This window comes from Citrobacter sp. CK199 (assembly GCF_030333285.1).
GTDB classification, from domain to species: Bacteria; Pseudomonadota; Gammaproteobacteria; order Enterobacterales; family Enterobacteriaceae; genus Citrobacter_B; species Citrobacter_B koseri.
This window is the reverse complement of record NZ_JAOWGF010000025.1, coordinates 322,331-337,351: the sequence shown is the minus strand read 5'-3', so window position 1 is coordinate 337,351 and position 15,021 is coordinate 322,331. Positions and strand designations below refer to the sequence as shown.

The 15,021-nt window shown below is 53.7% G+C and carries 12 protein-coding genes and 1 other RNA gene; 6 read left to right on the top strand and 7 right to left on the bottom strand.

Annotated features, from left to right (window positions below):
• Positions 1–11 precede the first annotated feature (11 nt).
• The 3 genes from sufB to OGX75_RS10535 form a co-directional block, all read right to left on the bottom strand.
• Positions 12–1,499 carry a Fe-S cluster assembly protein SufB gene (sufB, locus tag OGX75_RS10545; RefSeq protein WP_012132585.1) on the bottom strand — a complete coding sequence of 496 codons (1,488 nt, stop codon included), beginning with the start codon at positions 1,497–1,499 and terminating at the stop codon, positions 12–14.
• An 8-nt stretch (positions 1,500–1,507) separates the two neighbouring features.
• The gene (gene sufA / locus OGX75_RS10540; RefSeq protein WP_012132586.1) at positions 1,508–1,876 is read right to left on the bottom strand and encodes a Fe-S cluster assembly scaffold SufA; all 369 of its coding nucleotides are present in this window, start codon (positions 1,874–1,876) and stop codon (positions 1,508–1,510) included.
• Between the two features lie 562 nt (positions 1,877–2,438).
• Positions 2,439–3,332: a LysR family transcriptional regulator gene (locus OGX75_RS10535; protein ID WP_012132587.1), complete on the bottom strand. Its 894-nt coding sequence runs from the start codon at positions 3,330–3,332 to the stop codon at positions 2,439–2,441.
• 125 nt (positions 3,333–3,457) lie between these two features.
• Between OGX75_RS10535 and OGX75_RS10530 the strand changes: the two genes are divergently transcribed.
• Positions 3,458–4,309 (top strand): Vmh family MBL fold metallo-hydrolase, encoded by an 852-nt coding sequence (locus OGX75_RS10530; protein WP_012132588.1) that lies wholly within the window; start codon positions 3,458–3,460, stop codon positions 4,307–4,309.
• Between the two features lie 90 nt (positions 4,310–4,399).
• Here OGX75_RS10530 and OGX75_RS10525 read toward each other — a convergent pair whose 3' ends face one another.
• The 3 genes from OGX75_RS10525 to ydiJ all read right to left on the bottom strand — a co-directional run bounded on the left by OGX75_RS10525 (position 4,400) and on the right by ydiJ (position 8,151).
• Positions 4,400–4,588 (bottom strand): YdiH family protein, encoded by a 189-nt coding sequence (locus tag OGX75_RS10525; RefSeq protein WP_024130379.1) that lies wholly within the window; start codon positions 4,586–4,588, stop codon positions 4,400–4,402.
• A gap of 99 nt (positions 4,589–4,687) precedes the next feature.
• Entirely contained in the window at positions 4,688–5,098 is a 411-nt protein-coding gene (menI, locus tag OGX75_RS10520; RefSeq protein WP_012132590.1) for a 1,4-dihydroxy-2-naphthoyl-CoA hydrolase, read from the bottom strand.
• Entirely contained in the window at positions 5,095–8,151 is a 3,057-nt protein-coding gene (gene ydiJ / locus OGX75_RS10515; RefSeq protein ID WP_114848539.1) for a D-2-hydroxyglutarate dehydrogenase YdiJ, read from the bottom strand. Before ydiJ ends, menI begins: the two co-directional genes overlap by 4 nt.
• A 213-nt stretch (positions 8,152–8,364) precedes the next feature.
• Between ydiJ and ydiK the strand changes: the two genes are divergently transcribed.
• Positions 8,365–9,477 carry an AI-2E family transporter YdiK gene (gene ydiK, locus OGX75_RS10510; RefSeq protein ID WP_047457341.1) on the top strand — a complete coding sequence of 371 codons (1,113 nt, stop codon included), beginning with the start codon at positions 8,365–8,367 and terminating at the stop codon, positions 9,475–9,477.
• Between the two features lie 191 nt (positions 9,478–9,668).
• An RNA gene (gene rprA, locus OGX75_RS10505) (antisense sRNA RprA) lies at positions 9,669–9,776 on the top strand.
• A gap of 140 nt (positions 9,777–9,916) precedes the next feature.
• Here rprA and ppsA read toward each other — a convergent pair.
• Positions 9,917–12,295, bottom strand: a complete 2,379-nt coding sequence (gene ppsA, locus OGX75_RS10500; protein WP_012132593.1) for a phosphoenolpyruvate synthase — start codon at positions 12,293–12,295, stop codon at positions 9,917–9,919.
• 335 nt (positions 12,296–12,630) lie between these two features.
• Between ppsA and ppsR the strand changes: the two genes are divergently transcribed.
• The 3 genes from ppsR to hemP all read left to right on the top strand — a co-directional run bounded on the left by ppsR (position 12,631) and on the right by hemP (position 15,021).
• Entirely contained in the window at positions 12,631–13,464 is an 834-nt protein-coding gene (gene ppsR / locus OGX75_RS10495; RefSeq protein WP_012132595.1) for a posphoenolpyruvate synthetase regulatory kinase/phosphorylase PpsR, read from the top strand.
• A gap of 165 nt (positions 13,465–13,629) precedes the next feature.
• A complete protein-coding gene (aroH, locus tag OGX75_RS10490; protein WP_012132596.1) occupies positions 13,630–14,676 on the top strand; it encodes a 3-deoxy-7-phosphoheptulonate synthase AroH in 1,047 nt (348 codons plus the stop codon).
• Between the two features lie 153 nt (positions 14,677–14,829).
• Positions 14,830–15,021 carry a hemin uptake protein HemP gene (gene hemP, locus OGX75_RS10485; RefSeq protein ID WP_012132598.1) on the top strand — a complete coding sequence of 64 codons (192 nt, stop codon included), beginning with the start codon at positions 14,830–14,832 and terminating at the stop codon, positions 15,019–15,021.

Genomic DNA, 15,021 nt, shown 5'->3' with positions numbered 1-15,021 from the left:
TTCCTTAATACTTAACCGACGCTGTGTTCAAGGCTGATTGCCAGCAATTTTTGCGCTTCAACGGCAAATTCCAGCGGCAGTTCAGAGAAGACGTCTTTACAGAAGCCATTAACAATCATCGAGATGGCATCCTCTTCGCTGATGCCGCGTTGCAGGCAGTAAAAGAGCTGATCTTCACCGATCCGCGACGTCGTCGCCTCGTGCTCAAGCTGGGCGCTGTTATTACGACACTCGACATACGGGAAGGTGTGCGCGCCGCAGTCCGCGCCAATCAGCATTGAGTCGCACTGGGTAAAGTTACGGGCGTTGGTTGCCGTCGGCATGATCTTCACCAGCCCGCGATAGCTGTTCTGGCTATTCCCGGCGGAGATCCCTTTTGAAATAATGGTCGATTTGGTGTTCTTACCGATGTGGATCATTTTGGTGCCGGTGTCGGCCTGCTGATGACCGCTGGTCAGCGCCACAGAGTAAAACTCACCGATGGAGTTATCGCCGCGCAGAATGCAGCTCGGGTATTTCCAGGTGATGGCCGACCCCGTTTCGGACTGCGTCCACGACATCTTGCTGTTTTCACCTTCGCACAGCGCGCGCTTGGTGACGAAGTTCAGTATCCCGCCGGTGTTGTTATCGCCGGGGAACCAGTTTTGCACGGTGGAATATTTTACTTCGGCATCTTTGTGGATGATCACCTCTACCACCGCCGCGTGCAGCTGGTAGCTGTCGCGCACTGGCGCAGAACACCCTTCGATGTAGCTGACGTAGCTGCCCTCATCCGCCACCAGAATGGTGCGTTCGAACTGCCCTGTTTTTTCCGCGTTGATTCGGAAATAGGTCGACAGCTCCATCGGGCAACGAACGCCTTTCGGCACATAAATGAAGGTGCCGTCAGACGCTACCGCAGCGTTCAGCGCAGCAAAAAAGTTGTCATTACCCGGCACCACGGTGCCCAGATATTTCTTCACCAACTCAGGGTGATCGTGAATCGCCTCGCCAAACGAACAGAAGATGATGCCCTGTTCCGCCAGCTTTTCCCGGTAGGTAGTGGCAACGGAAACGGAGTCGAAAATGGCATCCACCGCCACCTCTTTACCCTCACGTACCGGTACGCCAAGCTGTTCGAAGGCGTCTTCCACCTCTTTGCTGAGAAACGCATTCGCACCGGTTTGCTGTACTGCACCCGGTTCTGACGCACACGTCTCATCGCAGTTACCGCACGATGGCGCAGAGTAATAACTGTAATCCTGATAATTCAGCTTATCGTAGTGCGCTTTCAGCCAGTGCGGCTCTTCCATCTCAAGCCAGGCTTTGTACGCATTAAGGCGAAACTCCAGCATCCACTCCGGCTCATTTCTCTTGGCGGAAATCGCACGCACGACCTCTTCGCTGATGCCTTTTGCCAGCTCGTCAGTCTGTAACTGGGTGAAGAAGCCTTCTTTATAATTCAGTGGACCACCGGTCCAGGTTTTGACATCGTCAGTTGCTTCAGTATTACGAGACATAGTACCGCCTATACCCCGAAGCTTTCGCCACAGCCGCATTCGTTCTGGGCTTTCGGGTTATGAAATTTAAATAACTGGTTTAATCCTTCGCGCACATAATCGACCTCTGTCCCGTCAATAAACGGCATGGCCTGAAGCGGCACGTACAACCTCGCGCCCTCCGTTTCAAACAACAGATCGTCCTTTTCCGGCTCGCTGACGGTATCCAGCACGTAACCAAATCCCGCGCACCCCGTCTGCTTCACGCCTAAACGCACGCCAAGCATGCCGGGTTGCTTCGCGACCAGGTCACGAATATGCGCCGCCGCCTCAGGCGTTAGCGTCAGACCACGCCATGCAAAATCGTCTGGATTAAATGTTCCTGAATGCAATTCCATAGGTCCACCTCGTGTAATAAGCCACCAGGGCATAACACCATGTTAGTGATAATGATTATCACTTCAACCCTCTGACAGAAGGGTCATTCGGGTTAACCGCCCTTTTTGACCACTTTTACTAAGCATAGACCCTGTTTCGAGGGTTATCAGTGATGGATTATTTTATTCAATACATTGATAGATAAAGCATTTAAGAAGAGTAAACAGCGCGGCAGGTTAAAAAATTAAATATGTATCGAAAATGCCTATTTTTGAGATAGGGTTATCAATAAAAATGGGGGTCAAAAGCGGACGATGACGGTGCTAAACAATAGCTCAAACAGTCGTCGGATTAGCAAATCCACTAACGTGAAAAAGAAAGAACAGAAAGAACGGAGTAATTAACAACGAACGATCGGTGTTGTATGCATAACACCGATCGTTCGTTGCCCCACCCGGCGCTTATCTCCGGCACTCATTTCAGGCTTAGCTCTTGAAGGGGTGTAAGAATATTCTCATAAGTTTGCATCGCGTATTTAACAGATCTTGCTTTCTGCACAATTTTTATACGCCTTATGCTGCGTCAGGAACAGGCTTCACCGTCGCGCATCGCGCCCTGCACCGCCTCAAGGAACAGGCGTAGCGCAGCGGGCTGATGCTCACGGGAAAGGTATAAACCGTATACGGCCAATTGCCGCGGTTGTAGATGGGGCAACAAACGAACCAGTTTCTCCTGCGCCAGCCCCTCTCGCGCCTCTTTTTCCGGCACCAGCGCAATCCCCATCCCTGCCAGCGCCGCTTCACACAAAAGCGAAGAGATTCCGGCGCTCAGGTTGCCCTTGATCGCAACAGAGATCGGTTCTCCCTGCTCATCCAGAAAATGCCAGGATTTTCCAGCAAATCCGCTGTAATAGAGGCAATTGTGTTGCGCCAGCGCCTCCGGCGTCTGCGGTGTGCCATAGCGATGCAGATAGTCAGGAGACGCGCAGAGCACAGACTCACAGTCACCAAGCCGACGCGCAATTGTCCCTGGCTCAGGGTTATCGGTAATGCGTATCGCCACATCAATACGCTCCCCCACTAAACTGACAGGCTGATTATTAATCTCCACTTCAATGCGCAATTCAGGATAACGCGCTAAAAAAGCGGGCAGCATCGGTGCAAGAATATGCATCGCGGTGAAATGAGCGCAGGCGACGCGCAACGTGCCGGACGGCACCTCTCGCCCGGTCGCCCCCGCAATGTCCAGGGAAAGCCGCGCCAGCGTTCGCGTTTTCATCAACGCGTCTTCTCCGGCAGGCGTGATCGTCAGGCGGCGCGACGAACGATGAATAAGTCTGGCTCCGGCCCATTTCTCCATTTCATCCAGATAACGGCTCACCATCGGCCTGGAGATCCCTAATGCGCGCGCAGCCGCGCTCAGGCTACCCAAATCGCAGATATGGTTAAACACCGTTGCCGCCATCACTCTGTCCATAACCTTCCATCCGATCGTTTTATGAAACTCAGCATGTCCTGATAGGGGAATTTTAACAGATCGAGATTTGCTTAAAATAAGCCACGTAAATAAATCAACATTATCTGCCGATAAGGTCACTCAGAATGAAAATCAAAACGCTGGCACTTCTGCTGTCGCTGACTAGCGCGCCATTGTTCGCCGCCCCGCTGCAACTCGACGTTTATAATCCGCAGGAAAACGCGATTTTCCCGGTCTCTTCCACACTGGTCTCTGGCCCTAAAGAAGCCATTTTATTCGACGCGCAGTTCAGTACCAAAGACGGGGAAAAGCTGGTCGAGATGATTAAAAAGAGCGGCAAATCGCTGAAAGCCATCGTGATTACCTCCGGCGATCCAGATTTCTATTTTGGTCTGGAACCGATTGTAAAAGCCTTCCCGAACGTGAAAGTTCTGGCGACGCCGCATGTGGTGGAACACATTCGCGCAACGAAAGACGCCAAACTGCAATACTGGGGTCCGCAAATGAAAGATGGCGCGCCAGCGGCGCTCACCATCCCGCAGGCAACTACCGAGACACAATTTACGATTGATGGGGAAACGCTGGAACTGCGCCACCCGAACGATTACGCCGCTTACGTCTGGGTCCCGGCGAACCGTGCAATACTTGGCGGAACGGGAATCGCATCCGGTATCCATGTCTGGACGGCGGATACCCAGTCTCCTGAGCAGCGTGCGGCCTGGCGTCATGTGTTGACAGAGATGCACAGTTTGCAGCCGACCCAGGTGATTCCGGGTCACTATATCGGTGAACGTCCAGCAGGCGACGCCGCTATACGCTTCACGCAGGATTACCTGCAATCCTTTGAGCAAGCGCTTGAGGCGAAAAAAGGGTCAGAGTATGTCATCAAAACGATGACCGCCGCCTGGCCTGGCCTCGCTGACGAAAGTTCCCTGACGCTGAGCGCGAAAGTGAATACCGGTGAAATGAAGTGGTAAACCGCCGCTCATAGCCAAAAAATAACCCCGGCAGAGCGTGTCGGGGTTTTCTGTTGGTGTTAATTCACCGAGCGATAAAACAGTGCGGAATCAATGAACGCCCAGACGCCAGGCAAAGTAAATCTCTTCTTTTAGCTCAGAGGAAGAGAGCGTGAGTAAATCGGCAAATTCCAGCTCTAATTGTTTTAAACGCTTCAAATACTGGGCTGGAGAAAGCTCGGTTTTATCACGGCGTAAAAATTCAATTGCCAGTTGGGTTGGGTCTAAATCGGTAGACATATCATCCTCGCTTATGTTCAAAACGTGCACAGTATAACACTTTTTTCTGCACACATTTTGACCAAAAGCAGTTTGCGATAAAGATATTTTGTGACAACGTCACACAACGGCAGTTGTCAGACGTGAAGAACAGCACAGCCGTCCCTGCTCATCAAAAATATCGATCTGCCAGACCTGATGACGAGAGCCGGTATGCAGCGCTTTGCACACCCCTCTAACGCGCCCTTCACGCGCTGAGCGAACGTGGTTGGCATTCACCTCCAGCCCCACGACTTTCTGTTCGCCCTGCGTGCACAGATAGCCCGCAACCGAGCCGATACTTTCAGCCAGCACAACGGACGCGCCGCCGTGTAGCAGACCAAAAGGTTGCTTTGTACGGCTATCCACCGGCATTGTTGCTTCCAGCGTATCGTCGCTAATATGCTCAAAGCGAATATCCAGTAGCCCCACCATGTTCCCTTCGCCCAGAGCGTTCAGCGCTTCGAGCGTGACTTTACGTTTCCAGATCATCCAATAATCTCCAGTAGTGCCTGTAACGGATGGCGAACCCCGGTGCCTTCAACGCGTTTTACCTGGCTGCGGCAAGAATAGCCGGTCGCCAGGCAGCGATTGCGCGGCAGTCGCGCCATCGCCTGTTGCCACGACAGCGCATAGATCCCCAGCGAATTTTCATGATTTTTCACTTCATGGCCGTAAGTACCCGCCATGCCGCAGCAGCCTACGCTGACGCTCTCCAGCTTCGCCCCTAAGCGCGCAAAAATGGCCGCCCACTGCGCCGGTGCGCCAGGCAATGCCGTCACTTCGGTACAATGCCCAAAGAAATACCAGGGCTCACCGCTCACGGCAAGAGGCTGTCGGGACGCCAGCACCGTCGGCAGCCACTCATTCACCAGCTGTACGTGGAAATCACCACGCTGTTCGCCGAGGGTTTGTTTGTATTCATCACGATAGCAAAGCACCAGCGCCGGGTCGACACCGACCATCGGGATACGCAACTGCGCCACCCGATTGAGAAATTCGGCCGTTTTCTTCGCCGTCTTCGCAAATCGGTTAAGGAACCCTTTGATGTGCTGGGCCTTGCCATTTGGCGAGAACGGCAGCAATACAGGCTGAATGCCGAGCTTTTCCACCAGCCGGATAAAATCCGCCACCACCTGCGCATCGTAGTAACTGGTAAACGGGTCCTGCACCACCAGCACCGTACGCTCTTTTTGCTCCTGACTCAGGAGTTCAAGCTGCTCCAGCGTCATATTGGCGGAACGGTGCCCGACCATTTGCTGTTGCAGCGACGGCGTCGAAAGTAGCGGCAAATCCACCATGCCGATATGTTTCTTCGCGAGGTTTCGCACCAACGGCTGATTGAGAAAGAAGTTAAAGGTTTTCGGCGCCCGCGCCATTAATGGCGCATAGCTTTCGACCGTCGCCACCATATGATCGCGCAGCGGACGCAGGTAGCGCGTGTGGTAAAGCGCCAGGAAGCGTGAGCGGAACTCCGGCACGTCTATTTTAATCGGACATTGTGTCGAGCAGGCTTTGCACGCCAGGCAACCCGACATTGCCTCCTTCACCTCATGGGAGAAATCATATTCGCCTTTACGAGCGTGCCAGCTGTTGCGGGTACGGGCAATTAACGTCCGCAGACTGGCGCGTTTTTCCGGCAGCTCTTTTTCCAGCTGTAGCGGATCAACCCCACGGTCGGCCAGCAGGCGCAACCATTCACGCACCAGCGTCGCACGTCCTTTGGGAGAGTGAATGCGATTCAGGCTGATTTTCATTGATGGGCACATCGGACTTTTGGCGTCAAAGTTGAAGCACAGGCCATTGCCGTTACACTCCATCGCCCCGCGCCAGACCTGACGCACCGCCAGTGGAATCTGCCGATCGTAAGTACCGCGTTTCACCGCATCGACCTTCATCATCGGCGCATCAATGCCTTCCGGCGGACAAATTTTTCCGGGGTTCAGGCGGTTTTGCGGGTCGAACGCCGCCTTCACTTTGCGTAGTTCGCCATAAAGCTGCTCGCCAAAAAACGCCGGGCTATATTCAGCACGAAAACCTTTGCCGTGCTCGCCCCACAGCAGACCGCCATATTTCGCGGTGAGCGCCACCACATCATCGGAAAGACTCTTCATCAGAATTTCCTGTTGCGGATCGCACATATCCAGAGCGGGTCTGACGTGCAGCACCCCGGCATCAACATGCCCGAACATGCCATAACTTAAGCCATGACCGTCGAGCAACGCGCGGAATTCAGCAATATAGTCGGCCAGATGCTCCGGCGGCACGCAGGTATCTTCCGCAAATGGAATCGGTTTGGCCGCGCCTTTGGCATTACCCAACAGACCAACCGCTTTTTTCCGCATGGCATAGATACGCTCCACGCCCGCCAGCTCCGCGCACAGCTGCCAGCCGATCACTCCGGCTTCCTGGCGAGCAATCAGCTCATCCAGACGCTGGCACAACGCGCTCACCTGAGCATCAATAGCCGCTTCGTCATCCCCGGCGAACTCGACGATGTTCAGGCCCAGCATCTCTTTATCAGGCACATCGGTAATCAGCTCACTGACGGAATGCCAGACGATGTCCTCCCGCGCCAGATTAAGCACTTTAGAATCGACGGTTTCCACCGAGAGCGCCCGCGCCTCGACCATAAAGGGCGCGTTACGCAACGCGGAATCAAAAGAGTCATATTTGACGTTCACCAGACGGCGAACTTTAGGCAGCGGAGTAATATCCAGACGCGCTTCCGTGATAAACGCCAGCGTGCCTTCAGAACCGGTCAGCACGCGCGTTAAGTCGAACTCCGTCATCTCATCGTTAAAGACATGGCGTAAGTCGTAGCCCGTTAAGAAGCGGTTGAGTCTGGGAAACTTATCAATAATCAGCTGTCGGTTTTCCCGACAACGCTGGTATACGGTGTTATAGATGCGACCGATCGCGGTGTTGCTTTTACCGAGCGTTTCCGCAAGTTCGACCGGCATTGCCTGGGTATCCAGAATATCGCCACCCAGCAGTACCGCGCGAACGCCCAGCACATGATCGGATGTTTTACCGTAAACTAACGACCCCTGACCGGACGCATCGGTATTGATCATCCCCCCGAGGGTCGCACGGTTGCTGGTCGAAAGCTCCGGGGCAAAGAAATAGCCATACGGCTTCAGATACTGATTGAGTTGATCTTTGATCACCCCGGCTTCGACCCGCACCCAGCCCTCTTCCGGGTTAATTTCAATAATGCGGCTCATATAGCGGGACATATCAACGATAATGCCCTGGTTCAGCGCCTGACCATTGGTGCCGGTGCCGCCGCCGCGCGGGGTAAAAATCAATGAGGCGAAGCGCGACTCTGCCGCCAGACGGGCGATAAGCGCCACATCCGCCGTTGAACGCGGGAAAACCACAGCATCAGGAAGAAGCTGATAGATACTGTTATCTGTCGACATTGTCAGACGATCGGCGTAATTCGTTGCCGTATCGCCGGTAAACCCTTGCTGCTCCAGCGCCTGCAAAAAATTGAGCACCAGTTGAACGACGCCAGGTGCCTGAGAAATCTGTGGAATCATTATAGTGACCCTTTCCTGCGGTCTGTATTGTGAATTTAATCGTTTGCGTGTTGCTCTGTTTGTTGTATCACATTTTTTTCTTACACGCCCAGCAGAATTACAGGCAGAATCCGCCTGTTAAAAACCGCTGAAATTGCTCATCATTATGGGGTAAGGTTCGCGTGTTCGCGTCGCGTCAACGTTCTGACGCACAGAAAAGGTGAAAAGGTATTTATGGTAAATCTTCGTCAGCCCAGGGATATCGCGCAAGTGCTGCTGTCGGTGCTGTTTTTAGCCATCATGATCGTGGCCTGCTTGTGGATTGTGCGTCCCTTTGTCCTTGGTTTTGCATGGGCGGGTACGATCGTTATTGCGACCTGGCCCGTTTTGTTACGTTTACAGAAAATACTCTGGGGCCGCCGTTCTCTGGCCGTTCTGGTTATGACGCTGTTGTTGGTTCTGCTGTTCATTATTCCCATCGCCCTGCTGGTCAACAGCATCGTGGACGGTAGCGGCCCGCTCATCCACGCCGTCACCGCCGGCGACATGACGTTGCCCGACCTGGCCTGGTTAAACAGTATTCCGCTGATTGGCGCCAAATTGTATGCCGGGTGGCATAACCTGCTGGATATGGGCGGTACGGCAATCATGGCGAAAGTGCGTCCTTATATTGGCACCACCACGACCTGGTTTGTGGGTCAGGCCGCGCATATCGGTCGCTTTATGATGCACTGTGGTCTGATGCTGCTGTTCAGCGCCCTGCTGTACTGGCGCGGCGAACAGGTGGCATTGGGCATCCGCCACTTTGCCAGTCGTCTGGCCGCGAAACGCGGCGATGCCGCCGTGCTGCTGGCGGCCCAGGCCATCCGCGCCGTTGCATTGGGTGTGGTTGTCACCGCGCTGGTTCAGGCAATTCTCGGCGGGATTGGCCTCGCCATTTCCGGCGTGCCTTACGCAACGCTGCTGACGGTCGTCATGATCCTCTCCTGCCTGGTGCAACTGGGGCCGTTACCGGTGTTAATCCCGGCAATCATTTGGCTGTACTGGACGGGCGATACGACCTGGGGCACGGTGCTGCTGGTGTGGAGCTGCGTGGTCGGTACGCTGGATAACGTGATTCGCCCGGTATTGATTCGTATGGGCGCTGACCTGCCGCTGATCCTGATTCTCTCTGGCGTTATCGGCGGGCTGATTGCCTTTGGAATGATCGGTCTGTTTATCGGTCCGGTATTGCTGGCGGTTTCCTGGCGTCTGTTCTCCGCATGGGTGCATGAAGTGCCCGCGCCGGGAAACGACCCTGACGAACTCCTCGAAGAACTGGGGGAGATTGAGGACAGCCATAAATAAACCCCATCGGCCGATCGACGCATTCGGTCGGCCGATACTTTAGCATTGCTCATCAATTAGCATCCTGACCAACCTGCCTTATGGCGTAATCCTCCTTACGTAATTCATTTACGTCGCAAATTCTTCATAGTTTTTAAACTATTGGGACGAATCTGATCGACGCAAAAAATCTCCACGCCTACTATTAGGGCACGGTTATAAATCAACGCCTTGATTTATAAGCATGGAAATCCCCTGAGTGAAACAACGAATTGCTGTGTGTAGTCTTTGCCCATCTCCCACGATGGGCCTTTTTTTAAGTGCCTGCCCTCACACCCCTTTTCTCCACCGCCAACAATTCTGATATGCCCACGCATGACGTCGGGCGGGATAGCGCGCATCGCAAAAAAAACGGCTCCTTTTTACGGGAGCCGTTGCAGATTAGGATCAGCGCTGACGCTTATTTTTTCAGTTCAGCCAGACTCAACCAGGTCTGTACGACGGTGTCCGGGTTCAGCGACAGGCTGTCGATTCCCTCCTCCATCAGCCAGGCGGCGAAGTCTTCGTGATCGGACGGCCCCTGACCACAGATGCCGACATACTTGCCTTGTTTCTTCGCCGCGCGGATCGCCATCGACAGCAGCGCTTTCACCGCCTCGTTGCGCTCATCGAACAGTTCAGAAACCACGCCGGAGTCGCGATCCAGACCCAGCGCCAGCTGCGTCATGTCGTTAGAACCAATCGAGAAGCCGTCAAAGTGCTCCAGGAATTGTTCAGCCAGCAGGGCATTGGACGGAATTTCACACATCATGATGATCTTCAGCCCGTTCTCACCCCGCTTCAGCCCCTGACGCGCCAGCTCGTCAACTACCGCTTTCGCCTGCTCAACGGTACGTACGAACGGGATCATGATCTCCACGTTGGTCAGTCCCATATCGTTGCGCACGCGTTTCACCGCTTCACATTCCAGCGCGAAGCAATCACGGAAGCTGTCAGAGACATAGCGACCAGCGCCACGGAAGCCCAGCATCGGGTTCTCTTCATCGGGTTCGTAACGCTCGCCGCCCACCAGGTTGGCGTATTCGTTCGATTTGAAATCCGACAGGCGCACGATAACGCGTTTCGGATAAAATGCCGCGCCCAGCGTCGCAATGCCCTCTGTCAGACGACCGACATAGAACTCACGCGGTGAATCGAAGCCTTTCATCATCTCGCGGATTTCGTTTTGCAGTTTCGCATCCTGGTCATCAAATTCCAGCAGTGCGCGAGGATGCACGCCAATCATTCGGTTGATAATAAATTCGAGACGCGCCAGGCCAACACCTTCATTCGGCAGGCAGGCGAAGTCAAAGGCGCGATCCGGGTTACCGACGTTCATCATGACTTTCAACGGCAGATCGGGCATGGTGTCCACGCTTGAACTTTTGACGCTGAAGTCGAGCAGGTCTGCGTAGACATAGCCGGTATCGCCTTCGGCGCAAGAAACGGTGACGTTTTCATCATCCTTCATGCGTTCCGTCGCGTCGCCGCAGCCGACAACCGCCGGAATCCCCAGCTCACGGGCAATAATGGCCGCGTGGCAGGTACGACCGCCACGGTTGGTCACGATGGCCGCCGCTTTCTTCATGATCGGTTCCCAGTCCGGGTCGGTCATGTCAGTCACCAGCACGTCGCCAGGCTGGATACGGTTCATTTCGCTAATGTCGTGGATGACTTTAACCGCCCCTGCGCCAATGCGATGTCCGATGGCGCGGCCTTCCGCGACCACTTTCCCCTGCGCATGCAGCGTGTAGCGCTCCATTACCTGACCACGAGAACGGACGGTTTCCGGGCGAGCCTGTACAATAAACAGTTTGCCGGTATGGCCGTCTTTCGCCCATTCGATATCCATCGGACGACCGTAGTGTTTCTCAATCTGTACGGCCTGTTTCGCCAGTTCCTGCACTTCTTCGTTGGTCAGCGAGAAGATGTCGCGCTGTTCCTGCGGCACATCTTCAATTTTGACCTGCTTGCCGTGCTCCTGGGTTGGCGCGTAAACCATTCGGATTTTTTTCGACCCCATCGTGCGACGAACGATCGCCGGGCGATTCGCCGCCAGCGTCGGTTTATGCACGTAGAATTCATCCGGGTTGACTGCGCCCTGCACTACCATCTCGCCCAGACCCCAGGCTGAAGTGATAAACACCACCTGATCGAAACCGGACTCGGTATCAATAGAGAACATAACCCCGGACGAAGCCAGGTCGGAGCGCACCATCCGCTGTACGCCAGCGGAGAGCGCGACGCCACGATGGTCATACCCCTGGTGAACGCGATAAGAGATAGCGCGGTCATTAAACAGCGAGGCAAAAACATGTTTCACCGCCACCAGCACCGCATCGAAACCCTGCACGTTGAGGAAGGTTTCCTGCTGGCCGGCGAAAGAGGCATCCGGCATATCTTCAGCCGTTGCGGACGAGCGCACGGCGAAAGACGCCTGCGCATCATCCGCAGAGAGCTGTGCATAGGCATCGCGAATAGCGTTTTCCAGCTCTGGCTGGAAAGGAGTGTCGATAATCCACTGGCGGATCTGCGCGCCGGCCTTCGCCAGCGCGGTGACATCGTCAATATCCGTTTGATCCAGCAGTTCATAAATACGCTGGTTTACGCCGCTTTGATCCAGAAACTGGTTAAACGCATCGGCGGTCGTTGCAAAACCATTCGGTACGGAAACACCCATACCGGAAAGGTTAGTAATCATTTCACCCAGGGAGGCATTTTTGCCCCCAACTCTGTCTACATCATTCATGCCGAGTTGGTTATACCAAAGCACCAGCGGTGACGAGCCATTGTTGGACATCGAACAATCCTTTTGTGATAAATGAACGAGTTTAGAAACTACATTATTGCGTATTTATCTTTACATATTTAAACCCCTGAAAAAAACGGTGAATCGTTCAAGCAGATTTATTTTTTATTTTTTCAGATTGTTTACGCATTTGCGCAAACCCGCGGGCGACGGGCGATCTCCCCAAAAACTGTCGGTATAAACATAAGTTCCGAAAAATGAAATGCACTTTTCACTTAATATAAAAATAGCGTTTCATTTTATAAAATAAGCACTGTGATATACGCTTCTGGCAAATTTTAATTTATGCTTTCAGATAATTATGTTTGCTCCTCAGGATAAACAAAATGGATAATGTTGTTGATCGCCATGTTTTTTATATTTCCGATGGTACGGCCATCACCGCCGAGGTTTTGGGTCATGCGGTGATGTCGCAATTCCCTGTGACCATCAGCAGCATTACGCTGCCGTTCGTTGAAAACGAGAGTCGCGCCAGGGCCGTGAAAGATCAGATCGACGCGATTTATCAGCAAACTGGCGTGCGTCCGCTGGTGTTCTATTCGATTGTTCTGCCGGAAATTCGCGCCATCATCTTACAAAGCGAAGGGTTCTGTCAGGACATCGTGCAGGCGCTGGTGGCGCCGCTACAGCAGGAAATGAAGCTCGACCCAACGCCAATCGCGCATCGCACCCACGGGCTTAACCCCGGGAACCTCAACAAGTATGACGCGCGTATCGCGGCAATCGACTATACCCTTGCGCACGACGATGGGATCTCCTTGCGCAATCTGGATCAGGCGCAGGTGATCCTGCTGGGGGTTTCACGCTGCGGAAAAACGCCGACCAGCCTCTATCTGGCGATGCAATTTGGCATCCGGGCGGCGAACTACCCCTTTATTGCTGACGATATGGATAACCTGGTGTTGCCCACGTCGCTTAAACCGCTACAGCATAAGCTTTTTGGCCTGACCATTGACCCGGAACGTCTGGCGGCAATCCGCGAGGAACGCCGTGAAAACAGCCGCTACGCATCGCTACGCCAGTGCCGGATGGAGGTTGCGGAAGTTGAAGCGCTCTATCGTAAAAATCAGATCCCTTGCCTGAACAGTACTAACTATTCGGTAGAAGAAATTGCCACCAAGATTCTCGACATCATGGGGCTGAATCGTCGAATGTACTAACAAACTAGTGCAAGAGTTCAATTTTTTGCTATCATGCCGCTCTGCTTGCGAGGTGTGAAACGCCTCGCATTTGAAATCAGCAGGTGAAGGTTGAAGTGTGTTATTGTGATGCCCATCACTTCCCGGTAGTCCTGCCGTTGAAGCAACAAATTTCTGAGACTTGTAATGAACAGAACCGACGAACTGCGTACCGCGCGTATTGACAGCCTGGTCACCCCTGCTGAGCTAGCGCTACGTCATCCTGTATCATCCTCCGTCGCCAGCCACGTTACTGACTCCCGACGCCGGATTGAAAAAATATTAAATGGTGAAGATCGCCGCCTGCTGGTGATAATCGGCCCCTGCTCGATTCACGATCTGGACGCTGCGATGGAATACGCAACGCGCTTGCAAACGTTGCGCAACACGCATCAGGCGCGTCTGGAAATCGTTATGCGCACCTATTTTGAAAAACCGCGCACGGTTGTGGGCTGGAAAGGCCTCATCTCCGATCCCGATTTAAATGGCAGTTACCGCGTAAATCATGGCCTCGAACTGGCGCGCAAGCTGCTGTTGCAGGTCAATGAGCTGGGAGTCCCCACCGCCACCGAATTTCTCGACATGGTCACCGGCCAGTTTATTGCCGATTTGATCAGTTGGGGCGCCATTGGCGCGCGCACGACGGAAAGCCAGATTCACCGTGAAATGGCTTCCGCGCTCTCCTGCCCGGTTGGGTTTAAAAACGGGACCGATGGCAACACGCGCATCGCCGTTGATGCGATTCGCGCGTCGCGCGCCAGCCATATGTTCCTCTCGCCGGATAAAACTGGCCAGATGACGATTTATCAGACCAGCGGGAACCCGTACGGCCATATCATCATGCGCGGCGGTAAAAAACCGAATTACCACGCGGAAGACATCGCTGCCGCCTGCGATACGCTGCATGAGTTTGGTCTGCCGGAACACCTGGTGGTGGACTTCAGCCACGGTAACTGCCAGAAGCAGCATCGCCGCCAGTTAGAAGTTTGTGATGATATCTGCCAGCAAATCCGTAACGGTTCTACCGCAATTGCCGGGATCATGGCCGAAAGTTTCCTGCGTGAAGGTACGCAGAAAATCGTCAGTGGTCAGCCGCTGGTGTACGGTCAGTCCATTACCGACCCTTGCCTGAACTGGGAAGATACTGAATTACTGTTAGAAAAACTTGCCTCAGCGGTTGATAGCCGTTTTTGACATCATGCCCATCCTCGCGGGGATGGGCGCGCTTCTTTCCCCTCCACGCATTCCCCACTCGCCTGATTTGCTACCAGAATTAACACTTGCTGTCGCCATACACAATATTGATAATAATAATCATTGTTAAACTGATTATTATTAATTATCGATATGCCACTTATGGACGACATTGAGTTACTTCATTTTAAGGAAAGAGACAGCGTGCCCCCTTCCCCTGCTGCCGAGCGGCGTATCAGCAGCCAGACATTGTTAGGCCCTGAAGGCAAAGTCATCATCGATCATGACGGCCAGGAATACCTGCTGCGCAAGACGCAGGCAGGTAAGTTGCTGTTGACCAAGTAG